The sequence below is a fragment of the Corallococcus sp. M7 genome (assembly GCF_054512695.1).
In genome coordinates this window covers 2,467,484-2,491,736 of sequence record NZ_CM137252.1, presented here as the reverse complement: position 1 = coordinate 2,491,736, position 24,253 = coordinate 2,467,484, and the positions used below count along the sequence as shown (strand labels likewise).

20 protein-coding genes are annotated in these 24,253 nt (G+C 70.4%); 10 read left to right on the top strand and 10 right to left on the bottom strand.

Annotation, left to right across the window (positions count from 1 at the left end; translation table 11 throughout):
• Positions 1–52 precede the first annotated feature (52 nt).
• The gene (locus tag ACX114_RS10470) at positions 53–1,372 is read left to right on the top strand and encodes a PQQ-dependent sugar dehydrogenase (protein WP_459297179.1); all 1,320 of its coding nucleotides are present in this window, start codon (positions 53–55) and stop codon (positions 1,370–1,372) included.
• Here the strand turns inward: ACX114_RS10470 and ACX114_RS10465 are convergent.
• Positions 1,369–2,031: a hypothetical protein gene (locus ACX114_RS10465; RefSeq protein ID WP_459297177.1), complete on the bottom strand. Its 663-nt coding sequence runs from the start codon at positions 2,029–2,031 to the stop codon at positions 1,369–1,371. The genes ACX114_RS10470 and ACX114_RS10465 overlap by 4 nt on opposite strands.
• 127 nt (positions 2,032–2,158) lie before the next feature.
• Between ACX114_RS10465 and ACX114_RS10460 the strand changes: the two genes are divergently transcribed.
• The 5 genes from ACX114_RS10460 (at position 2,159) to ACX114_RS10440 (ending at position 6,958) form a co-directional block, all read left to right on the top strand.
• The gene (locus tag ACX114_RS10460; protein ID WP_014394946.1) at positions 2,159–2,368 is read left to right on the top strand and encodes a hypothetical protein; all 210 of its coding nucleotides are present in this window, start codon (positions 2,159–2,161) and stop codon (positions 2,366–2,368) included.
• A 48-nt stretch (positions 2,369–2,416) separates the two neighbouring features.
• Positions 2,417–3,949, top strand: a complete 1,533-nt coding sequence (locus ACX114_RS10455) for a pectate lyase (RefSeq protein ID WP_459297174.1) — start codon at positions 2,417–2,419, stop codon at positions 3,947–3,949.
• 34 nt (positions 3,950–3,983) lie between these two features.
• The gene (locus tag ACX114_RS10450; RefSeq protein ID WP_223761716.1) at positions 3,984–4,472 is read left to right on the top strand and encodes an NUDIX hydrolase; all 489 of its coding nucleotides are present in this window, start codon (positions 3,984–3,986) and stop codon (positions 4,470–4,472) included.
• 116 nt (positions 4,473–4,588) lie between these two features.
• Positions 4,589–5,119, top strand: coding sequence for a DUF2780 domain-containing protein (locus tag ACX114_RS10445; RefSeq protein ID WP_459297172.1), 531 nt, complete (start codon positions 4,589–4,591; stop codon positions 5,117–5,119).
• Positions 5,120–5,251: 132 nt separating this feature from the next.
• Positions 5,252–6,958 (top strand): hypothetical protein, encoded by a 1,707-nt coding sequence (locus ACX114_RS10440; protein WP_459297170.1) that lies wholly within the window; start codon positions 5,252–5,254, stop codon positions 6,956–6,958.
• Between the two features lie 2 nt (positions 6,959–6,960).
• Here the strand turns inward: ACX114_RS10440 and ACX114_RS10435 are convergent, their stop codons facing one another.
• From ACX114_RS10435 to ACX114_RS10425, 3 genes are all read right to left on the bottom strand, one after another.
• A complete protein-coding gene (locus tag ACX114_RS10435; RefSeq protein WP_459297168.1) occupies positions 6,961–8,106 on the bottom strand; it encodes an acyl-CoA dehydrogenase family protein in 1,146 nt (381 codons plus the stop codon).
• 49 nt (positions 8,107–8,155) lie between these two features.
• Positions 8,156–11,275, bottom strand: coding sequence for a carboxypeptidase regulatory-like domain-containing protein (locus ACX114_RS10430; RefSeq protein ID WP_459297166.1), 3,120 nt, complete (start codon positions 11,273–11,275; stop codon positions 8,156–8,158).
• A 97-nt stretch (positions 11,276–11,372) separates the two neighbouring features.
• Positions 11,373–12,218 carry a hypothetical protein gene (locus ACX114_RS10425; RefSeq protein WP_459297164.1) on the bottom strand — a complete coding sequence of 282 codons (846 nt, stop codon included), beginning with the start codon at positions 12,216–12,218 and terminating at the stop codon, positions 11,373–11,375.
• Positions 12,219–12,546: 328 nt separating this feature from the next.
• Between ACX114_RS10425 and ACX114_RS10420 the strand changes: the two genes are divergently transcribed.
• Positions 12,547–14,682: an ATP-binding domain-containing protein gene (locus tag ACX114_RS10420; RefSeq protein WP_459297162.1), complete on the top strand. Its 2,136-nt coding sequence runs from the start codon at positions 12,547–12,549 to the stop codon at positions 14,680–14,682.
• Here the strand turns inward: ACX114_RS10420 and ACX114_RS10415 are convergent.
• Positions 14,673–15,356 carry a hypothetical protein gene (locus tag ACX114_RS10415; protein WP_459297160.1) on the bottom strand — a complete coding sequence of 228 codons (684 nt, stop codon included), beginning with the start codon at positions 15,354–15,356 and terminating at the stop codon, positions 14,673–14,675. The two genes, ACX114_RS10420 and ACX114_RS10415, sit on opposite strands and share 10 nt — an antisense overlap.
• Before the next feature lie 303 nt (positions 15,357–15,659).
• On the opposite strand from ACX114_RS10415, the gene ACX114_RS10410 reads away from it, so the two are divergent.
• Complete coding sequence (locus ACX114_RS10410; protein WP_459297158.1) at positions 15,660–16,946, top strand: pectin acetylesterase-family hydrolase; 1,287 nt, start codon at positions 15,660–15,662, stop codon at positions 16,944–16,946.
• A 110-nt stretch (positions 16,947–17,056) separates the two neighbouring features.
• On the opposite strand, the gene ACX114_RS10405 is transcribed toward ACX114_RS10410, so the two are convergent.
• From ACX114_RS10405 to ACX114_RS10390, 4 genes are all read right to left on the bottom strand, one after another.
• The gene (locus tag ACX114_RS10405) at positions 17,057–18,433 is read right to left on the bottom strand and encodes a DUF1552 domain-containing protein (RefSeq protein WP_459297156.1); all 1,377 of its coding nucleotides are present in this window, start codon (positions 18,431–18,433) and stop codon (positions 17,057–17,059) included.
• A 12-nt stretch (positions 18,434–18,445) separates the two neighbouring features.
• Positions 18,446–20,068: a DUF1592 domain-containing protein gene (locus tag ACX114_RS10400; RefSeq protein ID WP_459297154.1), complete on the bottom strand. Its 1,623-nt coding sequence runs from the start codon at positions 20,066–20,068 to the stop codon at positions 18,446–18,448.
• Between the two features lie 196 nt (positions 20,069–20,264).
• Positions 20,265–20,675, bottom strand: coding sequence for an SET domain-containing protein-lysine N-methyltransferase (locus tag ACX114_RS10395; RefSeq protein ID WP_120564838.1), 411 nt, complete (start codon positions 20,673–20,675; stop codon positions 20,265–20,267).
• Between the two features lie 116 nt (positions 20,676–20,791).
• Entirely contained in the window at positions 20,792–21,829 is a 1,038-nt protein-coding gene (locus tag ACX114_RS10390; protein WP_459297151.1) for a lysylphosphatidylglycerol synthase transmembrane domain-containing protein, read from the bottom strand.
• A gap of 145 nt (positions 21,830–21,974) precedes the next feature.
• On the opposite strand from ACX114_RS10390, the gene ACX114_RS10385 reads away from it, so the two are divergent.
• Positions 21,975–22,346, top strand: a complete 372-nt coding sequence (locus ACX114_RS10385) for a Spx/MgsR family RNA polymerase-binding regulatory protein (RefSeq protein ID WP_459297149.1) — start codon at positions 21,975–21,977, stop codon at positions 22,344–22,346.
• A 70-nt stretch (positions 22,347–22,416) separates the two neighbouring features.
• A complete protein-coding gene (locus ACX114_RS10380; RefSeq protein WP_459297147.1) occupies positions 22,417–23,274 on the top strand; it encodes a GspE/PulE/PilB domain-containing protein in 858 nt (285 codons plus the stop codon).
• A gap of 13 nt (positions 23,275–23,287) precedes the next feature.
• On the opposite strand, the gene ACX114_RS10375 is transcribed toward ACX114_RS10380, so the two are convergent.
• The gene (locus ACX114_RS10375; RefSeq protein WP_459297145.1) at positions 23,288–24,187 is read right to left on the bottom strand and encodes an SGNH/GDSL hydrolase family protein; all 900 of its coding nucleotides are present in this window, start codon (positions 24,185–24,187) and stop codon (positions 23,288–23,290) included.
• Positions 24,188–24,253 lie beyond the last annotated feature (66 nt).

The following is a 24,253-nucleotide window of genomic DNA, read 5'->3' as shown; positions in this document are numbered from 1 at the left end:
TGAATGCGCGTCGGCGGGTGACGTCCCGCCCGTCCCGGCGGAGAGTCACCCCATGCGCCATGGACTCGTGACCCCGCTCCTCGCCTCCCTCCTGCTGAGCGCCGCCCCCGAGGTGGAGGCCCAGACACCCCGTCCGTCCACGCGACAGGAGGGCAACCTCGCCCCGGGCCGCGGGGGTGACAGCCAGCAGTCCGTGCCGCGACAGGGTGACATCCCCGCGGGAGCGCCCGTGGAGACCGCGCCCCCGAACGTCCCGGAGTTCAAGCCCGCGTTCCCGCAGCAGACGCGCGCTCCGGCGGTGAAGACGCGCACGCCCATCGTGGTGACGGAGATCGCCTCGGGCTTCAACAAGCCGTGGGCCATCGCGTTCCTGCCGGATGGGCGCTTCCTCGTCACGGAGAAGCCCACGGGTTCGCTCTCCATCGTCACCGCCGCGGGCAAGAAGTCGCCTCCGGTGGCGGGGCTCCCCAAGGTCGACGGCCGGGGACAGGGCGGCCTGCTCGACGTGGAGGTGGGGCCCGACTACGCGAAGAGCGGGCTCATCTACTGGACCTATTACGAGCCGCGCGAGGGCGGCAACGGGCTCGCGGTGGCGCGCGCGAAGCTGGTGGACGGCCCGAAGCCTCGCATCGAAGGTCTCCAGGTCATCTTCCGCATGCAGCCCACGCTCGAGTCCACGCTGCACGCGGGCGGACGGCTCGTGTTCACGCCAGACGGCAAGCTCTTCGTCACGCTCGGCGAGCGCTCCATCCTCCCCGGCCGCGTCCAGGCGCAGGACCTGAAGAGCGACTTCGGGAAGGTGGTCCGCATCAACCCGGATGGCTCCATCCCCAAGGACAATCCCTTCGTGGGCAGGAAGGACGCCCGGCCGGAGATCTGGTCCTCCGGACACCGCAACATCCTCTCCGCGGCCCTGGACGCCCAGCAGCGGCTCTGGATTGTCGAGATGGGACCGCGCGGAGGCGATGAGCTCAACCGCCCGGAGGCGGGCAAGGACTACGGCTGGCCCACGATTGGCTATGGCGAGGAGTATTCGGGCGAGCCGATCCACAAGACGACGCAGGCCGCGGGCATGGAGCAGCCTGTCTATTATTGGGATCCGGTCATCTCGCCCTCGGGGCTCACCATCTACTCGGGGGCGCTCTTCCCGGAGTGGAAGGGGAACTTCTTCATCGGCGGCCTGTCCAGCCAGGCGCTGGTGCGGCTGGTGCTGAAGGACGACCGCGTGGTCGGCGAGGAGCGCCTGCTCACGGAGCGCAACGCGCGGATCCGCGAGGTGGTCCAGGGACCTGACGGCGCGCTCTACCTGCTCACGGACGATTCGAACGGCCGCCTGTGGAAGCTCACCCCGGGAGACGCACGGCCCCGCTAGGGGACGACGGGCGAAATCAGCGCCTTCTCCAGCCACGCGGGCACGCGTTCGAGGCGCCTCGACGGCAGACGGTCCACATCCAGGGAGATGATCGCTCCCTGATGAACGGCGTAGAGGCCGTACTGCCCACACCCCGTGACCAGGATCTCTTCACGTGGCCCGGGAGAGAACCCCCGGCCGTCCACTTCCACATTGTCCAAGGAGACCATGCGGCGGCTGACAGCGAGCGCGTTCACGGGACAATGGAGGTGGGTGGCCGCGAGCTCACGTACGCGCAGCACCTCTTCCGGCGAATGCGCATGCGAAGGGAACGCGGGCGTGTAGACGCGGTCGTTGAGCCAGGGAGAGCCCAGGGAGGCATCTCCCACTTCGCGCTCCACGGGCTGGAGTCCCCCTTCGGCATCTCCGTAGTGGAGCCACTGGCCACAGCCCTCGACCCGCACGATCTCCCACTCGCTGTCGGGGGTACCGTCACAGATGGCTTCAATGTAGTGCTCGGGGACGACGCGGAGCTGCGCTTCAGGACAGCGGAAGCGCGCCGCCGCGTCCGTCCGGATGAGGGCCATCTCGTCCTGCGTGTAGCGATGCGGTCCGCGCAGCAGGTCGACGGTGGCGCAACCGGCATGGAGCAGGAGTGGAACGAGGAGCAGGACGCGCACGCCCCCATTGTCACCTCCCTCCTCGCCCATTCTCAACGTGAGGAAGACTTCACTTGTATTGCGGCGATGAACTGAATTCCAGGTTGAGGTATGATTGAAGCCGAAACATCCTCACCGGGAGACACACATGATGACGTCGTTGAAGAAGGCGGGCCGGGTGCTGTTCGCGATGGGCGCGGGTGCCTTCGTTTCCTTTGGCGCCACGCTGGCGCTGTCCACGCCCGCGACCGCGGAAGCGTCGCAGGTGGAGTGCTACGCCGAGGAGTGCAACGCCAGCTGTGTGGCGAAGGGCTTCCGCCTGGGCAAGTGTTACAAGGCCGCCTGCACCTGCTTCTAGGCGCGGCCCCTCCAGGAGTGCGGGCCGGGTGTGCTACGAGTCACACCCATGAAAAAGCACCTCGTGCTCGCACTCCTCCCCATCGTCTCCACGTTGGCTTGTGCTTCACCGGACGCCGAACTTGGTGAGTCCGAACAGGCGGCCACGACGCCGCTCCGGCAGAAGGCGTTGGGCCGCATGCGGAACGCGGCGAAGTACTTCCATGACAACGTCGCGCGCCACGGCGGCTATGCGTGGCATCACAACGCCACCAACCTGAATGAACGCTGGGGCGACATCCAGCTCGACGTGGATCAGATCATGATCCAGTCGCCTGGGACGTCGGATGTCACCATCGCGTTCGTCGAAGCGGCGCTCGCGGACCCGGCGACTCCGGCGCTGAAGACCTATGCGTTGGACGCGGCGATGGCGCTGCGCCACGGGCAGGTGAAGTCCGGCGGCTGGCGGCTCTACGCGGACTTCAAGCCGACGCCGACCATCAAGGCCTGTTACCTCAACACCACCGCGAGCTGTGGCTGTGGCGGCTGCACGGTGACGGCCTATGACGACCAGGTCACGCAGAACGCGCTCATCGCGATGATGCGCACCGACCAGCTCCTCGGGTTCGCGAACACGGACATCTCCGGCTCCTCCGCGTACGCCCGCGCGCGGGTGGAGACCTCGCAGTTCCCCACGAATGGCGGCTTCCCCCAGGGATTCGCCGGCCCCGTCGCCGCGCGGCCCGCGCTCTCCGCGAGCTACCCGCCGTCGATTGGCACCTCGTGCGGCCTCGCGACTTGCTACGCGAACTCCTACACGACCGAGTACTGGGACGACCCGACGCTGAATGACAACCTGGCGACGTCCTTCGTGGAGATGCTGTATTGGGCGAAGGAGATCTACCCCGCGCAGGCCACGACGTATCAGTCCATGCGCACCGCGTACGGTGACTTCCTCCGCCGCGCGCAGATGCCGCAGCCCCAGCCCGCCTGGGCGCAGCAATATGACATCCAGATGCAGCCCCGCTGGGCGCGCAGCTGGGAGGCGCCGGCCATCGCGGGACAGGAGAGCCAGGACGTCATGTGGGCGCTCTTGCGCCTCTACCAGCTCGACCCGAGCGTCCCGGCGAACCGCGCCGCGGTCGGCACGGCGCTCACGTATCTGGAGACCGTCGACTACGCCAATGACACACTTCTCTCCCGCTACATCGAGCTCGACGACACCTCCCCGTCGAACATCGGCTTCTACACGGTGAAGGCGGGCGGCTACCCGGCCCAGTTCACCACCGCGCCGCCGACGTACCAGAACTATGCCTGGGAGGTCCCTTCACAGCTTGCCGCCATCCGCGCGGAGTACAACCGGCTGGCCACCGACACGACCGTGATGAAGCGCTCGTGCCAGCAGTTGCGCGCCGACACGGCCCAGGCGGTGGACACGGCCGTGAACAACGAGCGGTGGATCACCACCTACAGCCCGGGCGGCCCGCGCAGTGGCGCCACGCCGGGGGACTACCTGGACACGAGCACGTTCGCGCGGAACATGCGCACGCTGGCGGAGTTCGTCACGCGCACGACGACCGACTGCACCGCCTGGAACTATTGACGCCCTGCCCGAATCAGGCGACGAACCGGGGGCCATGCCCTACACCCCCATCGTCGCCACCCTGGGCTACGTGATGTCGCCGGACGGCCAGCAGGTGCTGCTCATCCACCGGAACGCGCGTCCGGAGGACGCCCACTACGGCAAGTACAACGGCCTGGGCGGCAAGATGGACCGCGACGAGGACATCGCGGCGTGCATGCGCCGCGAGATTCGCGAGGAGGCCGGCATCGAGTGCACGCGCATGGTCCTGCGCGGCACCCTGTCCTGGCCGGGCTTCGGCAAGCACGGCGAGGACTGGCTGGGCTTCATCTTCCGCATCGACGCCTTCGAGGGCACGCCCCTGGAGAAGAACCCCGAGGGCTCCCTGTCCTGGGTCCCCGTGTCGTCCATCCTGTCCCTGAACCTGTGGGACGGAGACCGGCACTTCCTGCCGCTGGTGTTCGACGCGGACCCGCGCCCCTTCCACGGCGTCATGCCCTACGAGGGCGGCCGAGCGTTGAGCTGGTCCTTCACCCGACTGTAGGGTCCCCTCCGGGCGTCCGCCGACGAACGCTCGCGCCGGTTTTCCGGCCAGCGCCCCGGCTCGGCCCGCTACAACCGCCGCCTCTCTCTTGGGACTCACGTGAAGGAGCGCGGCGCATGGACCTCATCGGACAGCTCTCGCAGCAGCTTGGAGTGGATGGCACGCAGGCACAGGGGCTCGCGGGTTCGCTCCTGAAGCTGGTGCAGGGCACGGTGCAGGAGAAGGTGGGCCCGGACGCGGCCCGGCAGATGGACCAGGCCATCCCGGAGATGCAGGGCTGGCAGCAGCAGGCGGCCCAGGCCCCGGCGGGCGACGGCGGCGGCCTGATGGGCGCATTGGGCGGCATGCTCGGTGGTGGCGGCGGTGGTGGCGGGGGTGGCGGCCTGATGGGCGCCCTGGGCGGCGCGGCGGCCCACGCGGGAGAGATTGCCGGCGTGGTGGCCATCCTCCAGCGCTTCAACCTGGACGCGAGCAAGGCCACCCTGGTCGCGCCCCTGCTCCTCAACTTCCTCAAGTCCCGCCTGGACCCGGGTCTGGTGGGGAAGATCCTCGCCGTGGCGCCCATGCTCGCGAGCGGCTCCGGTGGCGGCGGCCCCCAGGGCGGCGGCGGGCTGGGCGGAATGCTCGGCGGCATCCTGGGGAAGTAGACCCCGGGGCGTTGGGCAACCTCCTGAAACTCCAGGGGCTTCGGAAAAGTGGCGGACGGAAATGCAAAACAATTCCGTTCCCGGTGACTTGAAGGAGCAAGGCGGGCCTCCACCCGCCCTGGAGCTCCGGTCATGACCTTCCTGTCCCGCATGCAGCCCTCCCCCGCTCCCGTCGCCCCCCGCCGGCTTCCGGAGGCCCCGTCGCCGGGCCCCGCGAACCGTCCGGCGCAGCGGCCCGCAGTCGGGCGTCCGGGAGACGGGTTCGAGGTGCGCGGCGGGCGCGCGGGTCCGGCCGGTGTAGGGGGACAGGCGGCTCCGGCCGGAGCTGGAGGCCACGCGGCTCCGGCCGGAGGTCCGGGGGGCATCGCGGCGGGCGGCGTCAGCGGCGGCACGCAGGCGGGCCCCGTGGCCGGCGGGGCCGGGAATGATGGCGCGGGAGGCCTGGGGCTCGAGGGCGGCGTCGCGGGTCAGGTGCAGCCGGAGGGCCTGGCCGCGGGCGGCGTGGGTGGCACCGCGCAGCCGCAGGGCGCGATGGACATGCTGCTGCAGAGCGCTCGCGACAACGTGCCTGGCTTCACCTGGCTGGAGTCCAAGGTGGACGGGGCCCTCAAGGTGCTGGGGGCCGGCACCGACGTGACGGGCTCGCAGGTGGACATCGAGTCCATGAAGCCGGGGGACAAGTTCTCCACGTCCGGCGGCTTCGACGGCGGCTACAAGATTGGCCGCCTCCAGACGCGCGCGCAGATTGAGGTCAGCTGCGAAGAGGGCATGCGCACCAACCCGGACACGGGCGCGCGCGAGCCGGGGCCCAACTACCGGCTGAGCATCGACTCGGAGGTCCTGGGCGGCGTGGGCTTCGAGAACAGCAAGCTCGACGCGAAGCTGCTCGCCGGCGGCGGCGGCAAGGTGGAGTTCAAGTTCGAGACGCCCGCCGAGGTGGCCCGGGCCAATCGCATCATGGACCGCATGAAGACAGGCATGCAGGCCAACATCGCGGGCGCGGCCGACATGCCTCCCAAGGAGGACATCGAGTGGCTGCAGAGCAAGATGGCCGCCGTGGAGCTGCGTGGCACGGGCGCCGCGCAGTTCGCCGCGGACATCCCCGTCCCGGGCGGCCCGCTGGTGAACAACCTGGACGTGGGGGGCAAGGCGCGCTCGGACCGCACGGTCCGCATCGAGTTCCCGGAGGGCAAGCCGCCCGAGGTCGTCATCAAGGACGCCGTCCAGGTGGAGGTGGGGGGCGGTCCGAACCGGAACCTGGAGGTGGACAGGTCCATCGTCGGTCCGGACCGGATGAAGCTGCCCATCAAGGGCGGAGTGAAGGTGGGCACGTCGCTCAAGGGCAGCGGCAAGCTGGAGGTGGAGACGCGCATCCCGCTGCCCGCCGGGGCAAGGACAGACGAAATCCTCAAGGACCCGAAGGCCGCGCTCGGCCCCGCGCTCAAGGACATGGCGGCGAACTCGCGCAGCAAGGTCACGCTGACGGTGGAGGGCGCCGGCCTGGTCCAGGGCAACGGCAAGGGCACGTCCTACGAGGTCAGCATCGAGGGCAACCCCGGCACGCTCGTGAAGAACGGCGCGTTCGGCAAGCTGCTCGAGGGGGATGTGCCGGGGGCGTTCGAGAAGGCCGGCAAGGACGCGGCCGTGGAGTACAAGGAGACGTCGTACACGCAGCGCGGCGTCTCCATGGCGCCCGGATTCAAGGTCGGGCCCGTGAAGGTGGGCTGGGAGCTGGAAGTGGCGCGGCGCACGGTGGACGGCACGCCGACGGTGTGGAAGGGCAACGGCGCGGATGCGGCCCGCTGGCTGGAAGGCACCCAGGACCAGAAGGCCGCCTGACGCTACAGCGCCATCGTCCCGGCGATGATCTCCTTCATCACCTCGGACGTGCCTCCGCCGATGGTGAGCATGCGCACGTCGCGCCAGGCCCGCGCGACGTGCGACTCCTCCACGTAGCCCATGCCGCCATAGAATTGCTGGCAGTCGTAGGCCACGCGCTGGGCCAGCTCCGTGGTGAGGAGCTTGGCCATGGCGATCTCCTTCACCGGCTTCTGCTTGCGTTTGCGATTGAAGAGCTGCACCGCCTGATAGGTGAGCTGCCTCGCCGCCTCCACGCGGGTGGCGTGGTCCACGAAGGTGTGGCGCCACACCTGGAAGTCCAGCAGCCGCTTTCCAAACGCCTGACGCTCGCGGCCGTAGCGGATGGCTTCACGAATCAGGTCGTCCATCACCGCCACCGTGTAGAGCGCTGTCACCAGGCGCTCCGCGTGGAAGCTGTTCATGATGTGGAAGAAGCCGTCGTTCTCCCGGCCCAGCACGTAGCGGGCGGGGATGCGGCAGTCCTCGAAGTAGAGGATGGCCATGTCCGACGAGCGGTGGCCCACCTTCTGGAGCTTCTTCGACACGGAGAAGCCCTTCACGTCCGTGGGCAGCGTCACCAGCGAGATGCCCGGCGCGCCCTCCCCTCCGGTGCGCACCGCCAGCACCAGGAAGTCCGCGCGGGCGCCGTTGGAGATCCACGTCTTCGCGCCCTGGATGACGTAGTCGTCGCCGTCCCTGCGCGCGGTGGTGCGCAGCCGGGCCAGGTCCGAGCCCGCGTCCGGTTCGCTCATCGCCAGCGCCGCGATGCGCTCGCCGGTGAGCGCGGGGGCCAGGAACTCGCGCTTCTGCTCCTCGGTGCCCAGCTCGTTGATGACCGGCGTGGCCATCTGCCCCTGCACCAGGAGCGACATGGCCACGCCCCCGTTGCGCGCTCGCGCCAGCTCCTCCGCGAAGGCGGCCACGTACCAATAGTCCAGCCCGCTGCCGCCATACGCCGGGTCGTGGCTGATGCCGAAGAAGCCCAGCTCGCCGCAGCGGCGGAACACGTCGCGAGGGAACTCGCCGGCCTGGTCCCACTCCAGCGCGTGCGGGGCCAGCTCCTTCTCGACGAACTGACGCACGGTGCGGCGGAACGCCTCGTGCTCCGGGGTGAAGCGCTCATCCATGCGCGGGATGCTGGCAGGGCCCGCCCCGCGCTTTCAAGCCGCGCCTCCGTCAGCGTGCGCGGATGAACGTGAGTGACAGCGCCTGGCCACCCCGCTGGAGCGCGAGCACCGCGGGGCTGCCCGGCGCGCCCAGCTCACGCCGCCGCGCCTCGCCCGTGTCCAGCACCACCGCCCCGTCGATGGAGCGCACCACGTCCCCCACCTGGAGGCCCGCCACGTCCGCGCCCTCCGCGATGCCGCTGATGACGACGTCCCGTCCCGTCATGCCGAAGCTCAGGCCCAGCCGCCCCGGCTCCACGCGCTGAAACCCCAATCGCCAGTCTCCCAACGCCAGCGTCGCCCCTCCGGCGAGCAGCACCCGCCGGTCCACCAGCTCCCGCCCCCGGCCCCACGCGGTGAGCCGGTGCGCGCCCGGGGCCAGGTCCTTCAACTCGAAGCGCCCGTCCGCGCCCGTGGTGGGCGACACGATGCCGTCCGCGTCCACATACGCACCCGCCAGCGGTTCGTTCGTGCGCGCATCCACCAGCCGTCCGGACACACTGCCGCCCGATTCCACCACCACCTCCACGGCGGCCTCCGCGCCGGACGCGAGCGTCACGTCCACCTTGCCCGCGCGCCCATCCGGCAGCGTGGCTGTGACGGTGACGCGCGTGGGGAAGACGTCGTCCACCTGGAAGGAGGCCCCGGAGAACTGACGCTCCACGGAGGAGAGGAAGTCGTCCTCGCCGCGTGCCGCGGTGACGGTCAGCGTGAAGCCCCGCACCTCGCGGCCACCGGCGGAGCGGACGGTGCCCTTCAGCCGGGCCGCGGGCTTCAACTGGAGCGTGAGCTCCTTCTGGGACGCGGACACGCTCGCGGCCTCGCCCTGCCGTCCGCCATTCGTGGACCAGACGCGCCATGCGTCCGAGCCCAGTCCGTCCAGGGCCAGCACCGCCTGGCCGGAGGCGTCCGTCATCTCCTCCGCCTGGATGTCCGTGTGGCCTGATTCCGTGGCCATCACCGTCGCGTGGACGCTGGGCGCGCCGTTGGGCTCCAGCACCGTCACGCGGAGCGGCTTCCTGGGCTCGCCCACCACGAGGTCCACGTGGCGCCGGCCGCCCGCCTCCAGCTCCACCACCTGCTGCTGGTCGCCGTTCTGGAAGCGCAGCGCGGACAGCCACGCGCTCAACTGGTAGCGCCCCGCGCCCACGCGCATCGACCACGTTCCATCCGGTTTCGCGGGCACGTCGACGGACTCGGAGGCCGGAGCCCCCACCCGGTGCGCGGTGACTGTCACCGCGCCGGACGGCCGCGCCCCGTCCTCCTTGCGCACGGTGCCCTCCAGCACGCCTTCCCCCACGAGCGTCAGCCGTGTCGTGGCCGTCTTTCCGGCCTCCACGCGCACGGGCTGGCGCACCTCGTCCTCGCTGTCCGCGCGGCGCGCCGCGACGTACACGGTGCCCTCCGGAACGTCCTCCAGAGTGAAGCGCCCCTGCGCGTCCGTCACCGAGGGCAGCGCATCCGGCAGTGGCCGCCACCGGAGCTGGGCCACCACCGTCACGCCGGGGAGCGGCGCCTCCGCGCCATCCACCACCGTGCCCTCGATGCGTCCCGGAGCCGCGAGCTCCAGCACCAGCTCGAAGCGCTGTCCCGCGAGCACGCCCAGCCCCGTGCGCGTGAGCGGCTGGAAGCCCGGAGCGCGCACCTGAAGGTCGTAGGCGCCCGGCGCGAGTCCGCCCACCTCGAAGCGTCCATCCGCCTCCGAGCGAGCCTGGAGCAGGTCGGCCCGGTCGCCATGCGCGCGCACGCCCACCGTGGCCCCCGCGATGGCCTCCCCTGAGTCCTTGCGTCGCACCACGCCCGTAAGCGATGCCGCGCCGCCCAGACGGATCCGGACGTTCCTCACCGTCATGCCCGGCCCCACGACGATTGGTCCCTCGGCCGCGCCGGTCTCTGCCTTCACCGTCATGCCAGGCCCTGTAACGACCGCGCCTCCGGCCGCGCGGGGCTCCACGGTCATGCTCGGCCCCGCGACGATCGCGCCTCCAGCCGCGCGGGGCTCCTTCACGGTCATGCCCGGCCCCGCGACGACCGCGCCCTCGGCCGCGCCGGTCGCATTCGTCGCCGTCATGCCGGGTCCTACAACGATGGCGCCTCTGGCCGCGCCGGTCTCCTCCTTCACGGTCATGCCCCGCCCCTCGATGACCGCGCCCCCAGCCGCGCCCGTCTCTGCTCCGAGACGGGCCGTCACATGGAACGACCCGGGCGGCACATCCAGCGAGAAGCTCCCCGTGTCTCCAGTCTCCACCTCCACGGCACCGTCCTCGCCCCAGGCGCTCACGCGCGCTCCCCGCGCGGGCGTTCCATCCGCGCGGGTGACGAAGCCCTCGATGAACGCGGATCCATCCAGCTCCACGCGCAGGTCCGTCCCCGGCACGTGCACGCGCGCGATGCGGCGGGGCGCGTGGCCCGGGGCTCGCGCCTCCAGTTGATATTCACCGCGCGCCAGCCCGTGGAATCCGAACGCGCCCCGTGCGTCGCTGAGCGCCTCGTGCCGCGCCTCGTCCGGCACCGACGCGCCGGTCTGGAGGAACACGGGAAGCGCGTCCTCGAAGCCGGTGTGCGGCGTCAGCGTCAGCTCCGCCATCGGCACGGGCGCGCCGCCCGCGTGCTCCACCGTCAGGCCTGTCAGCGACACACCGGGTTCCAACAGGAGGCGCACCGGCGTCACCGCTTCACCGTGGGGACGCATCACCTCCGCGCGCGCCAGCGCCAGTCCTTGCGCACGCGCGGTGACGAGATAGGGCCCCGGACGCGCGGGCAGCACCAGCGCTCCCGCCGCATCCGTCCGGCCCTGCCCCGCCACGCGCCACGACGGCAGCCGTGAGCCCGGGGACGCGGGCCCTCGCAGGTACAGCGTCACCTCCGCGCCCGCGAACGGCCCCGAGGCCGTGACGGTCTCCACGCGCAACGCGCCATCCGCGTCCCGCATGGGCTGTTCCACCAGCGCGGTCGCCCCGCCCCCTTCGCGCACCGGGGCCCGCGCCGGGCCGGACGCGGGCCGTTCGGGGAATGCCACCGCTTCATCGCGCACCACCGCGGCGGGCGCGGAGGCGCGCATCCAGACGAAGACGCCGGCCAGCAGGAGCGCCAGCCCGGCTACCACGACGAACACCTTGCGAGACGACATGCACCCTCCGGGGGAGGTGGGGAGCCGCGCCCCAAGACACCTCACCCGGCCCCCAGGTTCCAAGGGGGCGCCTCACGTTCTCCACCGCGACGCGGTGCTACAGGGGCAGGAACGCCAGGCGGAGGCCCACGGTGAACAGCGCGTGGAAGCCGTCATCCACGGGCGCAAGCCCCTGGTCCCGGGTGCCCACGCCGGTGATGTCCAGCGTCTGCGTCCCGGTGCGCACCGTGTACTGGCCCACGGACGCGGTGATGATGGGCCCCACCGACAGGGACCGCGCCACCCGCACGTCACCGCCCAGCGTGAGGCGCGCGATGGTGGGCCCCCGGTCCGTCACGTGCGTGTCCACGTGCGTGGGGAGAAACACCCCCGGCGCGACCTGCACCTGCGTGTCGCCCTCCACGTGGCTCTTGAGGATCTCCAGGCCCACGCCCAGGCCAATCCAGGGATCAAAGCTCGAGCCCGGCCGGACGTGGTAGCGGACCTCCGGCCCCACGCGCCACTGGAAGGTGTCGCACTGGAAGCCCTCCGGGCACGACAGCTCGTTCGTCTTGGTCAGCACCGGCTCCCAGCTGCCCCACACGCCCAGGTAGAAGCGCGGCGTCACCCGGAAGCCCAGCTCCGCGATGACCGGGAAGGAGACCTTCGCGGAGTCGGTGATCTTCAAGTCCTCCAGGCCGCCGGACGGGGCCTGGCCGTTCGTGTAGACGTAGCCCAGGCCGAAGCCCACGTTGCCGCTCACCGCGAACTGCGGCCCGACGCGGCCCTCGTGGTGTCCCCCCGACTTCGGCATCTCCTCCGAGCTCATCGTGGTGGTCGTGGTCGTCGTGGACGACTCCGTCTCCGTCTGGGGCTCCGGCTCCTGCGCCCCCGCCGACGTGGCGATTCCCAGCGCGGCTGTGAGTGACAGCGTCCAGCGGAACGGCGCATTCATCGAGGTCATCCGGTACATCCTCCGTGTTCGGGATGGATGCGGACGGAAGCAAGCCGTGCGTGCCGTTAGAAGCCACCCGCCCACGGCGCGCGCCGCCATTCGACAGACAGACCCCTTCAGCGATCAGTCGCGGACAACCACCCCACCCCCTGGGGAGGCAACCTGGCGGGGTGGATGGGGAGCGCGCGTGCGGGAGGACCCGGGAGAAGGGACGGGCGCCTCCAGCGCGATCCTCAATCTAGCAAGTCGGCCCGGAAATCCAACGGGTTGACCCGGAGGTGGCCAGCGTTCACCTTGCCCGCTCCACGAACGCCCGCGGGCGGAAAGGAAAGACATCATGGCCGGCCAGGAGCAGGAGCTGTCGCCCGAGGCGCTCGCGCTCATCGCCGAGGAAGAGGCCCTGCTGTCACGCGTGCAGCAGGCGCTGGCGGAGGCACGCCGTCAGGCCGCGGAGCGCACGCTGGACACGCAGGGGCTGATGGCCCAGCTGGCGGTGCTGCGCGACGACGCCACCACGGCGCACGCCGCGGACCTGCCGCACGTCTTCACCCAGATGAACGAGGTGCGCTCCATGCTGGAGCGGCAGGAGGCCGTCCCGCTGCCGGACGCGAACGCGCCCTACTTCGCGCACCTGCGCCTGTCCGGGCCCACGGGCGCGCGCGACTACCTGCTCGGCCGCACCAGCTTCGCCAACCTCGCCGCCGGCGTGCGCGTCATCGACTGGAGGTTCGCCCCCGTCGCCCGCGTCTTCTACAACTACGAGGAGGGCGACGCGTTCGAGGAGTACTTCGGAGACCGGCTCTCCGAAGGCGAGGTGGAGGCGCGCCGGCTGGTCATCATCGAGAAGGGCGTCCTCACCCGCATCAGCACCGGCCCCCACCTGCTCCAGCGCGACGCGCAGGGCCGCTGGCACGCGCGAGGCCGTGACGCGGCCTCCGTGCTCTCCGGCGGCAGCGGCACCGCCGCGCGGCCGGGTTTCCTGGGCGTGGGCAAGGGCGCCATGCAAGTGGAGGACGCCTTCGGCGTGACGGCGCTCCTGGACGCGGAGCAGTACGCCGCCGTCAGCACCGGCCCGGAGCAACCGCTGCTGGTGCTTGGCAGCGCCGGCAGCGGCAAGACGACGGTGGCGCTGCACCGGCTGGCCAAGGTCATCTTCGACGACGCGAAGACGTACCCGCAGGCGCGCACCAAGGTCGTCGTCCCGGAGGCGGGCCTGGCCCGGCTCACACGCCGGCTGCTCGCGCCGCTGGGCCTGGGCAAGGTGTCCGTGGAGACGCTGGAGGCCTGGTCGCTGGCCACCGCACGCTCCGCCTTCAGCGTGCCGGGCATCAAGCTGTCCCCGGAGACGCCTTCGCTCGTCTCGCGCTTCAAGCGCCACCCCGCCCTGCGCCGCGCGCTGGCGGCCCGGGTGCCCGTGTTCAAGGGCAAGGCCCTGCCCCCCACGCTGGACCGGCTGCGCATCAAGCTGGCGGACGCGTACCTGGACCGCGCCTTCGTGGAGGCCGTGGTGGCGGACGCGAAGGGAGAGCTGCCACGCACCGTGGTGGCGGAGGTGCTGGAGCACACCAAACAGCAGACCGCCACGCCGCTGTCGCGCCAGTACAAGGGCTTCGACGAGGAGCGCCTCGTCACCATGGACGGGCGCGCGCTGGAAGCGGACACGCCCGACGCGCTCGCGGGCACCGTGGACGCGGACGACCTGCCCATCCTCATGTTCCTCAAGGCGCAGCGGGGCGCGCTGGGCGCGGAGCGGCTGGCGCACGTGGTGCTGGACGAGGCGGAGGACTTCTCCCTCTTCGAGCTCTTCGTCGTCAGCCAGCTGCTCGGAGACAGCCGCAGCTGCACGCTCGCTGGGGACGAGGTGCAACAGACCACGGCGGGCTTCGCCGGCTGGGACGCCGCGCTGGAGGAGCTGGGCATCCGCGACGCCGCCACCTGCCGGCTCCAGGTGTCCTACCGCTGCCCGCGTCCGGTGGTGGAGCTGGCGCAGCACGTGCTGGGCACCCAGTCCCCCGCCACCGCCGCGAAGGCCGGCCGCGAGGGCGCGCCCGTGGGCTTCCACCACTTCCCGGACGAGGCCCAGGCGTGGCTCTTCCTGGGAGACGCCCTGCGAGACCTGGTGCTGCGCGAGCCGCACGCGTCGGTGGGCGTCATCGCCAGCAGCCGCGAGGCCGCCCAGTCCTTCCACCGCGTCATCCGGGAGATGCCCTGGGCGCGGCTGGTGCTGGAGGGCGACTTCTCCTTCGAGCCCGGCGTGGACGTGACGGACGTGGACAACGTGAAGGGCCTGGAGTTCGACTACGTCGTCCTACCGGACGTCACCGCGCGCGCCTACCCCGCGGACGACGAGGCCCGCCGCAGGCTGCACGTGGCCGTCACCCGCTCCTCCCACCAGCTGTGGGTGGCCTCCTCCGCCGTGCGCTCCCCGCTCATCCGCACCTTCCCCGGCGCGGACGGGGAGCTTCAGGGCTGACGGCCGCCACCCGCGCGCCACTCCTTCTGCCGCTGGGCGTGGGACTCGCGGCGCGACAGCGCCTCCGACTCCTGGCGGGGAATCTCCGCCAGGCGCGTGCGGTGCATGTTCACGCTCAGCTCCAACAGGCCCCGGTGCTCCGAGGGCAGCTTGTCGCCGTAGTCCTGCAGCATCGTGGTGGCGAAGGCGATGGCGTCCTCGGACACCTGGCGGCGGTGCTCGTAGTACTGGTGCACCTCCTCCTCCGAGGCCTCGTTGGACAGCACCTTGCCGTAGAGGGCGTTCCACTTCGCCTTCACGCCCTCGCGGCGGCTCAGCTCCGCCGGGTCCTTCGTGGGCGCGTCCATTTCAAAGTACAGGTTGCCCGGCAGCTTCGCGCGCAGCGCCTCCAGGTCCACCGGATAGGGGGCGGCCTCCGGGTCCGGCGCCGCCGCCTGCACCTGGGCCGTGGCCGCGCCCACCAGGTCCAGCCCGCCGTCCTTCGCGCGGGGCACCGCCGGCGTGGACGCGAACACGGGCGGAGGCGGCGCGGGGGCCTGCGTCACGGGCGCGGGCGCCGCCACCGGACTGGCGTCCTCCGGAGCCTGCCCGCCAAAGACAAGCCACGCCCCCACCGCCAGGACCAGGACTCCCGCAGTGCCCAGGGGCAGCTTCCAACGCGCGTGCGTGCTCATGTTCAAGGCCATACCCCGCGCCCCGCACCCGCCGCAACCCACGCCATCCCCTCACGGCAACGCACCGCGCAATTGATACATTTAAAACATGTCCTGGCGCGTCAATTCTCAATTCCTGGCTGACGCGGGACGGCAATCCCAATCGTTTTGGATGGAATGCTGCACCCGACATGGAATTCACTATTTTCATCGCAAGCGAAGTTTCCCCGCTTACGGCTGATAAACAAAAACGTATCATCCCCGGCCGCAACCCCACTCACTACTCCCCCCTTTGGAGGAAGCCGCATGAGAAGTTTTCTCTGGATGAGCCTTCTGGCCCTCTCCGCCCCCGTGGGCGCCGCGCATGCCGAAGTGCTGGTGGAAGGCATCGTCGACGTGCTGGTGGACGGCGGCAACACCTACCCCTGGCAGAAGGTGGCGCTTCCCGGCCTGAAGTGTGGCAACGGCTCGCAGTACAAGTTCTTCGTGCACAAGACGGGCTCGCCCAACCTGCTGTTCATGATGGAGGGCGGTGGCGCGTGCTGGGACTACGATTCCTGTAGCGGCCGCCTGGGCATCCTGGGCGCGGCGAACCCCAACGGCATCGCCGACGACTACATGACGCAGTTCACGGCCAAGTACGTGTCCCCCATCGTCAACGGGGCGGACCCGGGCCTGCCCTTCCGCGACCGCCGGGACATCGTCACCAAGGGCTGGAACATCGTCTACCTGCCCTACTGCACGGGCGACGTGCACATTGGCAACAACGCCAAGGTCTACACGGACAGCACCGGCGGCCAGGCGCCGCTGACCTGGTACCACAACGGCTACAACAACACGCTGGCCGCGGCGAACTACGCCAAGCAGAACTTCCCCAGCGTGCAGAAGCTGCTGGTGACGGGCTACAGCGCGGGCGGCACGTCCACCTCCGCCGGGTACTACTTCATCCGCAAGGCCATCAACCCGGCCAAGGGGTACATGATCAACGACTCCGGCCCCATCTTCATGGCGCCGAACGCGAACTCCCTGTCGCGCCCGCTGCACAACCAGATCCGCTCTTCGTGGAACCTGGACTCCGTGTTCAGCCAGCTGCCGGCCAGCTTCAACATCAACGACATGGGCTCCATCAACAAGATGGTGGCCACGGAGTTCCCGAACGATCAGCTCGCGTACACGGGCTACACGATGGACTACAACTATTCGCGCTACTCGTATGAGCGTTTCAAGACGCCCAACGACGAGGCGTCCATCCACGCGTACTGGAAGCAGGACCAGGATGCGTTCGTGACCGAGCTGAACAAGTACAACAACTTCAGCTATTTCATCCCGCACCACCGCGCCATCAACGCCAGCCACTGCAGCACCATCATCACCTTCGTGGGCGCGCACGCCTGCCAGCGGATGGAGAAGAAGTACTGGTACGAGTACATCGACAGCCCGTGGCAGTCCTGGGCCTGCCACAGCGAGTTCGTCCCCATGGACGTCTTCCTGTCGCGCTTCATCAACAACAACCAGCGCATCCGCATCTACGAGCCGGCCAACAACTACAACAACGAGGACGCGGGCATGAGCATCCTCGCGCCCCTCATCAACGGCGCGCTCGGCGGGTAGTCCCCACCGTCGCCTCGCTGAAATGAAAACGGGAGCGGGCCCCAGGGGTCCGCTCCCGTTGTCTTTTCCTGGCGCCCTTCCAGGCCGCCAGGAGGCGCCAGGTGGAGGCGCTAGGTGAGGCCGGGCAGCGTGCCCACGTAGTCCGGGTGGCCGAAGCGGTCCACGTTCACGCCGAAGGCCTGGGCAATGGAGGTGAGCAGCTTGTTGTGCTCCACCGCGCCCGCCAGCGGCTTGCCCGGGCCCTCCCACGAGCCCAGCGGGTCCTTGCCGGGGCGCAGGGACAGCATGCGGCCCATGCGGAACTTCCCGCCCGCACCGCCCGCCAGCACCGTGGGGATGGACACGTTCATGTGGCCGGCCGCGTCACCCAGCTCGTTCCCCCACAGGATGACGGTGTTGTCGAGCACCGTGCCGCTGCCCTCCGGGATGGACTTGAGCGCGTCCATCAGCCGCGCCACCTGCTCGGAGTACCACCGCTGCACCGCCACCATGCGCAGGCGGATTTCGGTGCGCGCCGGCTCCGACTGGGTGTCCGTGCGGTGGGCGATGTCGTTGTGGATGTCCTCGTCGATGCCAATCCACGGCATGGACGGCCCGGGGATGGTCATGGTCACCACGCGCGTCAAATCACACGCGAACGCACGGGCGATGAGGTCCATGTGCAGCTCGGTGAGGGCGGGCATGTTGCTGATGTCGCCCAGGTCGCTCTCGCCGGGGGCCTCCGGCCTGGCGCAGCTGAGCGCGCCGGAGTTGGTGAGCCGCCGCTCGATGTCGCGCAGCGCCGCCAGGTGCGTGTCCAGCTTGGTGCCCTCCGCGGCCGCCAGCCGCGACTTCAGCCGGGTGGCGTCCTTGATGAGGTAGTCCAGCAGGCTCTTGCGCTTGGCCAGGATGGCCTGCGCCTCCGCCGCGGAGCCGCCCATGCTGCCGAAGAGGCGCTTGTAGACGTTGGCGGGGTTCAGCTCGAACGGCACGCGCGAGCCGTTCTCCGTGAAGGAGATGCTGTTGTAGACGTGCTGGGCGCCGAACTGCTCGAAGGCGTGCAGCTGCAGCGAGCGGAACTGGGTGGCGCCGCCCACCGCGTTGCCAATCACCTGGTCCAGGGACGGGCCGGAGGGCAGCTCGTCGCCGCTGGACACCTCCACCTGGCTGCCGGTGAGGAAGGTGACGGGGCCGCCCTCGTGGCCGGTGCGGCCGTGCTCGTAGAGGACGCGGTAGTCCAGGCCGTCCAGCACCAGGAGCTTGTCCCGGTGGCGCTGGAGCGGCTGGAGGACGGAGTTCTCGAAGTCGATGTTGAAGCTGGTGTCACTGCCCTTGGGCACCCAGTACTCCGGCAGGAGGCCGTGGGGGGTGAACAGGGCGATGAAGCGCAGGGGCGCGGCGTCCGCCGCTTCGGCCACGGAGCTGGTGAGCAGGTGCGCGAAGGGCGCCGCCATGGCCGTGCCGGACAGGAGCTTCAGGATGCTGCGTCGGGAGAAGTCGCGGGGCATGGAAGTCAAAGCTCAACGGGTGGGCAGACGCCGCTGGGTGAAGGAAGACGAACGCACCAGGCTGACCAGCGCTTCGGTGATTTTCAGGCGGTCCGTGCGGTAGGGGCCGGTGCGCATGGCGGCGAGCAGCTCCTTGTCCGAGGCGTGCTCGTCACGCCCCATGGCGTAGCGCACGAACTGCAGCGGCACGCAGTTGGCCAGCTCCTCGCTCGTCGTCAGGTAGCGCGCGAGCTGCGCGCCGCCGGTGAAGCTGCCCAGGTTGGTGGTGCCGTCCGCGGCCATCACCGCGCCGCTGGCGTCCACCGTCCTGCCGTTCTCCTCCGTGCGGTGCTGGCCCAGGTCGTCGAAGTCCTCCATGCCGAAGCCCATGGGGTCGATGGTCCGGTGGCAGCTGGCACACGCGGGGTTGTCGGTGTGCGCCGCGAAGCGCTCGCGGGTGGTGGCGTCCTCCGACAGGGCCGGGGGAATGGTGGACACGTTGGCCGGCGGCGCGGGCACCGTGCGGCACAACAGGCGCGTGAGCACGAACTTGCCGCGCTTGATGGGCGAGGACGAGTCGAAGTGGGCGTACGTGGACATCACGCCCGCCTGCGTGAGGATGCCCAGGCGCTCCGGCGGCAGCGTCACGCGGCCGAGGCCCGTGTCGTCATCCACGTTGGTGCGCTCCAGCTCGCCGTAGAAGTTCGCCAGCGTCTCGTCCACGAACGAGTAGTTGGCGCTCAGGAGCTCCTGCACGGAGCCCGAGTGCTCCTTCACGATGAAGTCGACGAAGGCGTCGCGCTCGCGGACCATGGAGTCGCGGAAGTCCACGCTGTAGTCCGGGTACACCAGGTTGTTCTTGTTGACCTTGGCCAGGCCGTTCAGCCCCAGCCACTCCACGAAGAACTGGCGCAGCTTCTTCTGCGCGGCCTCCGTCTTGAGCAGGCGGCGCGTCTGGGCCTCGCGCTCGTCGGGCGAGGACAGCGTGCCGGCCTTGGCGGAGGCCAGCAGCGTGGCGTCCGGCGGTCCACCGGTCACCATGAAGGACAGCTCGGAGGCGAGCTCGTAGGCGGTCAGCTCCACCACCTGGCCCTTGCGGCCACCCTCCGGCCCCAGCTCCGTGCGGTACAGGAAGGACGAGGAGGAGAAGAGCGCCTGGAGCACCAGCTCCGCGCCCGTCTCCATGGTGCCGCCCTTCTTGCCCTCGTTGAAGAGGGTCAGGAGGTCCGTCTCCTCCTCCGCCGTCACCGGCCGGCGGAAGGCGCGCTCACCCACGCGCTGGATGAAGGAGCGCGCGCACTCGTCCTGCGTCTTTCCCTTGGGGCACGCGTAGAGGTCACTCAGTTGTGACTTGCCCTGCTCCGCCAGCGTCACCGCGGCGGTGTCGAGCTGATCCGCCAGCAGCGACGTCACCTGGAGCCGCTCGTGGGTGGAGAAGCCGAGGATGGTGTCCTCGGCGGCGAAGCCCTGGGCGATGTCGACCTCGGTGCCCAGCACCGCGGAGGCGGACTTGTTGTACTCGTCGCGCGTCAGACGGCGCACCCGCGCGGGCGCCGCCGCGCTTTCAGGCTCCGCGTCCTGCCCACCGATGTTGCCGGTGCAGGCGGAGGCGGACAGCACGAGAGCGGAGGACAGGTAGAAACGACGCAATGGCATGATGTCTGGCATTCCTCGCATCCGCGCGGCCCGAAGCACCGGCGCACAGGCGGCCCGCATTGTACTGGTTGCTTCCCACGCGGACACGGGTGAATTCATTTCAGGACGTTTCCAGGCTTCCCCGACGAAGAAGCCGCACTCACGGAGCATGAAGTGCGAACGCACCGGTCAGGTGCGCACACGGTGCGCGCGCGACTCAGGGAGGAACTTCCTCACCCCGCGCCTTCCACCAGTTCTCTCCGTAGCTGATGAAGATCTGCTCACCAGGGTGGATGTCCCGCAGTGCGTGATAACGGAACACATCGCGATCCTCCGCTCTGCTGTAGGACGCGTTGGGGTCGCTGGCGTGATTGTAGATCATGCCGTAGCCCATCACGAGCGCGACCCAGTCCCCCTTGCGGGGCTCCTCGTGGCGGTGCCAGCGGATCTCGAAAACATAGTCGTCCAGCGGTTCTCCCCGGCACTGGCGCTGCGGGACCTTGAGGTAGTGGCACTCCTCGATGAGCTCGCCCGCGGCGATGAAGGTGTCGGTGAAGACGCCCATGCCCCACTCACACGGCCGGACCTTCACGCCGGGGTGGAGGAACAGCGCCGGGCCCAGGTTCATGAGTGCTTCGCTCTCGCTTCCAGTGTCGTCCACGCTCACAGCGAACCATCGCGCAAGACGGGCGGCCACGGGAAGCGGCGGCGTGGGCGTGAAGCCTTCCGCGACTTCCGGAGAAGTCAGCCTGCCTGCCCACCGGGCGCGGGGCGGCGGCGGAAGGTGTGGCGCAGCAAGTACAGGCCGGGAAGCAGGGGCAGCCAGAGCGTGAAGCCGCGCAGGAGCAGCGTGCCCGCGAGCGCCGCCTCCACCGGGACGCCGAAGAGGTTGAGCATGCCCACGGACGCGGCCTCGTAGGTGCCCACACCACCGGGGATGATGGACACCGTCTCCGCCATGGAGGCCACCATGAAGCTGACGAACACGGTGCTCAGGGGGACCTCCTGTCCCAGGGCCTGGAGCATGGCGCCCAGCGTGGCCGCGTCCAGCACGTAGACGCCCAGTTGCAGGAGGACGCCGCGCGCGAGCAGGCCGGGGTTGAGCAGCATGCCGGGCGGCACCTCCGCGATGGCCTTGAGCAGGGTGCCCAGGGACGGGATGCGCCGGGCGAAGCGGCCCGGCTTCCACTCGCGGTGCCGCGTGGCCCAGAGGATGCCCAGCGGGATGATCAACGCCACCACGCCGAAGCCGGTGACGAGCCATTGGATCCAATCGTTCAGCTCGGACCTGCGCCAGAGGAAGTAGAGGCTCACCCCCACGCCCAGCGCCTGCGCGACGTAGAAGCACAGCACCGTGAGCAGCACCGCGCCCGCGGCGGTGCCGGGGCTCGCGCCCTCGCGGCGAAGCCCGCGTCCCACGAGCAGCGACCCGCCCACGCCGCCGGTGGGAATCACCTGGTCGAACGCGAGCTTCATCAAGGACAGCCGCGCCAGCGACCAGAGCGACGTCTTGATGCGCGCGCGGTGCAGGACCATCCACCAGATGCCCGCCACGCACAGGTACGTGCCCACCTGGCACGCGGCGGCCACCAGCAGCCACGCGGGCCGGGCCTGCCGCAGGAGCTCCAGGAACTGCCGCTCCTCGTTGTGCCGCGAGAGGATGAACGCCAGGAGCGCGACGAGCACCAGCACCCCGGGAATCCACCAGCCCCGCCGGCGCTTCGCTGGCACCTCCAGCGGCTCCTCCAGGGTGGGGATGGGTTCGGCGCGAGTGCCCTCCATGCGTCTCCTTCCGGGGAATGGGATGGCTTTGGAAAGGATGCGCTTCGCCGCCCCGTGGGGCAGGTGCTGAAGCATGGCGGCTTGCCTGCCCTCCATGCGGGGAGACGAGCGCCGCGATGCCTGGCGGTCTGGTAGAAGCCCGCGCATGTCCGACGACATCCTCGTGCTGGCGTACGCCGGCTGTGACACCTGCCGGAAGGCGCTGAAGTGGCTGGAGGCGCGGGGCGTGGCCCACCGCGTGCGCCCCATCGTGGACCAGCCCCCCACCGTGGCGGAGCTGCGCCAGTGGATTCCGAAGAGCGGCGTGTCCGTGCGCAAGTGGCTCAACACCAGCGGCCAGAGCTACCGCGCGCTGGGCAAGGAGAAGGTGGACGCGGCCTCCGACGCGGACCTGGTGGAGTGGCTGGCGAAGGACGGGAAGCTGGTGAAGCGGCCCGTGCTCGTCACGAAGGACGCCGTCACGGTGGGCTTCAAGCCGGAGACCTGCGAGGCGCTCTTCCCCCTTCACGCGTCTTGAGGGCGGGCGGGCGGACGGGCCCCCGTCCGACCGTCGTCGCGTGCGGGGCCGGTTGCCACGTTGAGTGGGCATGGAAATCGGAACCAGACGCCCGTTGGGGGAGATCCTCCTGGAGCTGGGAGTGGTCGACAAAGGCCAGCTCCGGTTGGGGCTGGTGCACCACCATGAGGTCCATGTCCCCCTGGGCCGCGCCCTGGTGAGCGAGGGCGTGTGCACGGAGGCGGACGTCCTGCGCGGGCTGGCCCTTCAGTTCGACGTGGAGGCCGTGGACCTGGACCGGCATCCGCTCGACCGTGCGCTGACGAACCTGGTGCCCGCGCGCATCGCCCGGCAGTACGGCGTGGTGCCGCTGCGGCTGGAGACGCGCGAGGACAAGGAGGTCCTGCACCTGGCCGTGCCCGCGCCGCTGTCGCTGGACGCGGTGGATGACGTGCGGGCCGTGTCCGGCAAGGCGCGCGTGGAGCCGCACCTGGCCTCCGACAGCGCCCTGTCCCGCGCGCTCAGCGCCCTCTATGGCATCCGCGAGACGGCCGGGGCCGCGCAGGAGCCGCGCCGTCCCGCAGTGCCCAGCCCGCCGCTGATGCTCTACGGCTGGCCGCCCGTCACCGCGGTGCTCATCTCCCGCACGCTGGCGCGCAACGGCATCCCGTCGCGCGTCGCCACGCCGCTGGAGGTGCTGCACACGCGCGACACCGACGTGGTGCTCGCCCCCCTCCAGGCCATGGAGGGGCTGCTCGCGGGAGAGGTCCACATCGAGGGCGCGCTCATCGTCCACGGCACGTCGGACGACGAGGGCTTCGAACGGGCGCGCAAGCTGGAGGCGCGCGGCTTCCTGGCCAACCCGCGCGACGAGGAGTTGCTCCTGCGCGCCGTGCGCCGGCTGCGTCCCGACGCGGGCGGCGAGAGCTCCTGGCCGCGCCACTCCTGACGCGGGGAGGCCGCTACGGCTTCGTGGGCGCTTCCGGAGCCGCCGGGACGACCGGAGCCAGGGCCTGCATCGCCGGCTTCGCCGGAGTGCCAGCGGGGCGCGAGGTGTGCTGCTCCTCGGGCGCCGCGTGCTCCAGGCCCAGCACGCCCAGCACCTCCGGGTACACCTTGTTCGCGAAGTAGCGCCCGCCGGCCACGGTGAAGTGCACGCCGTCCGTCATGCGCAGGCGCATGGGCTTGCGGAAGCCCTCCACGCGGGCCTGCTTCAGCGCCTTGCCGCGCGCGTCGGTGAAGTAGGGCCGCGTGTCCAGGTGCACGGCGTCCCCGCGCGCGGCGATGACCTCCCGCTGCAGGTCGCGGATCACCGTGAGCTTCTGCTCGAAGCGCTGGCGGCCCGTGGCGGGCAGCTCCAGCCAGACGATCTTGCGGCCCGGCGCGGAGATGGCCGTGACGAAGTCCGTCAGCCGCTGGCGGTATTCGCCCTGCCAGTCCGGCTTGCCCCAGGCCACGGTGGCGCGCCCCTGCCGCGTGTGCAGGGCCTGCCCGTCGTTGCCGCCCAGGATGACCACCACCACGTCCGGCTGGTGCTGCTGCACCTCCTGCTGGCCCACCTCCAGCCAGTCGAAGAAGTCCGGCCGCGCGAGGCCCGTGGACGACTTCGCGCGGCGCTCGCAGCGGATGCGAGGGTGCGCGGCGAGCTGGTTCTGGAGGTACTCCCCGAAGCCCGTGGCGATGAGGCTGTCCCCCAGCAGCAGGACGGTGCGTTGGGGCGCGGGCGCCGGAGCGGCGGCCTGGGCCGGAGCGGTGGGCAGCACGGGCGAGGCGGTCAGCCCGGGGGCCGATTCCGGTGCGGCCTGTGCGGCCGTGGACAGGAACGACAGGAAGAGGAGCGCGCGAAGAGGACGGGTCGACATCGGCGGAGGCGAAACTACTTCCCGGGCCCGCATCCGTACACCCCCCCGCCAGGCGGGTGGATCCGT

Excerpts from the sequence above, each read along its gene's own strand:
- ACX114_RS10445 (WP_459297172.1), top strand. The coding sequence starts at position 4,589 with ATGGACCTCATCGGACAGCTCTCGCAGCAGCTTGGAGTGGATGGCACG.
- ACX114_RS10435 (WP_459297168.1), bottom strand. The coding sequence starts at position 8,106 with ATGGATGAGCGCTTCACCCCGGAGCACGAGGCGTTCCGCCGCACCGTG.
- ACX114_RS10470 (WP_459297179.1), top strand. The coding sequence starts at position 53 with ATGCGCCATGGACTCGTGACCCCGCTCCTCGCCTCCCTCCTGCTGAGC.
- ACX114_RS10440 (WP_459297170.1), top strand. The coding sequence starts at position 5,252 with ATGACCTTCCTGTCCCGCATGCAGCCCTCCCCCGCTCCCGTCGCCCCC.
- ACX114_RS10395 (WP_120564838.1), bottom strand. The coding sequence starts at position 20,675 with ATGAACCTGGGCCCGGCGCTGTTCCTCCACCCCGGCGTGAAGGTCCGG.
- ACX114_RS10455 (WP_459297174.1), top strand. The coding sequence starts at position 2,417 with ATGAAAAAGCACCTCGTGCTCGCACTCCTCCCCATCGTCTCCACGTTG.
- ACX114_RS10405 (WP_459297156.1), bottom strand. The coding sequence starts at position 18,433 with ATGCCCCGCGACTTCTCCCGACGCAGCATCCTGAAGCTCCTGTCCGGC.
- ACX114_RS10410 (WP_459297158.1), top strand. The coding sequence starts at position 15,660 with ATGAGCCTTCTGGCCCTCTCCGCCCCCGTGGGCGCCGCGCATGCCGAA.
- ACX114_RS10430 (WP_459297166.1), bottom strand. The coding sequence starts at position 11,275 with ATGTCGTCTCGCAAGGTGTTCGTCGTGGTAGCCGGGCTGGCGCTCCTG.
- ACX114_RS10400 (WP_459297154.1), bottom strand. The coding sequence starts at position 20,068 with ATGCCATTGCGTCGTTTCTACCTGTCCTCCGCTCTCGTGCTGTCCGCC.
- ACX114_RS10420 (WP_459297162.1), top strand. The coding sequence starts at position 12,547 with ATGGCCGGCCAGGAGCAGGAGCTGTCGCCCGAGGCGCTCGCGCTCATC.
- ACX114_RS10460 (WP_014394946.1), top strand. The coding sequence starts at position 2,159 with ATGATGACGTCGTTGAAGAAGGCGGGCCGGGTGCTGTTCGCGATGGGC.
- ACX114_RS10415 (WP_459297160.1), bottom strand. The coding sequence starts at position 15,356 with ATGAGCACGCACGCGCGTTGGAAGCTGCCCCTGGGCACTGCGGGAGTC.
- ACX114_RS10385 (WP_459297149.1), top strand. The coding sequence starts at position 21,975 with ATGTCCGACGACATCCTCGTGCTGGCGTACGCCGGCTGTGACACCTGC.
- ACX114_RS10425 (WP_459297164.1), bottom strand. The coding sequence starts at position 12,218 with ATGACCTCGATGAATGCGCCGTTCCGCTGGACGCTGTCACTCACAGCC.
- ACX114_RS10380 (WP_459297147.1), top strand. The coding sequence starts at position 22,417 with ATGGAAATCGGAACCAGACGCCCGTTGGGGGAGATCCTCCTGGAGCTG.
- ACX114_RS10375 (WP_459297145.1), bottom strand. The coding sequence starts at position 24,187 with ATGTCGACCCGTCCTCTTCGCGCGCTCCTCTTCCTGTCGTTCCTGTCC.
- ACX114_RS10390 (WP_459297151.1), bottom strand. The coding sequence starts at position 21,829 with ATGGAGGGCACTCGCGCCGAACCCATCCCCACCCTGGAGGAGCCGCTG.
- ACX114_RS10450 (WP_223761716.1), top strand. The coding sequence starts at position 3,984 with ATGCCCTACACCCCCATCGTCGCCACCCTGGGCTACGTGATGTCGCCG.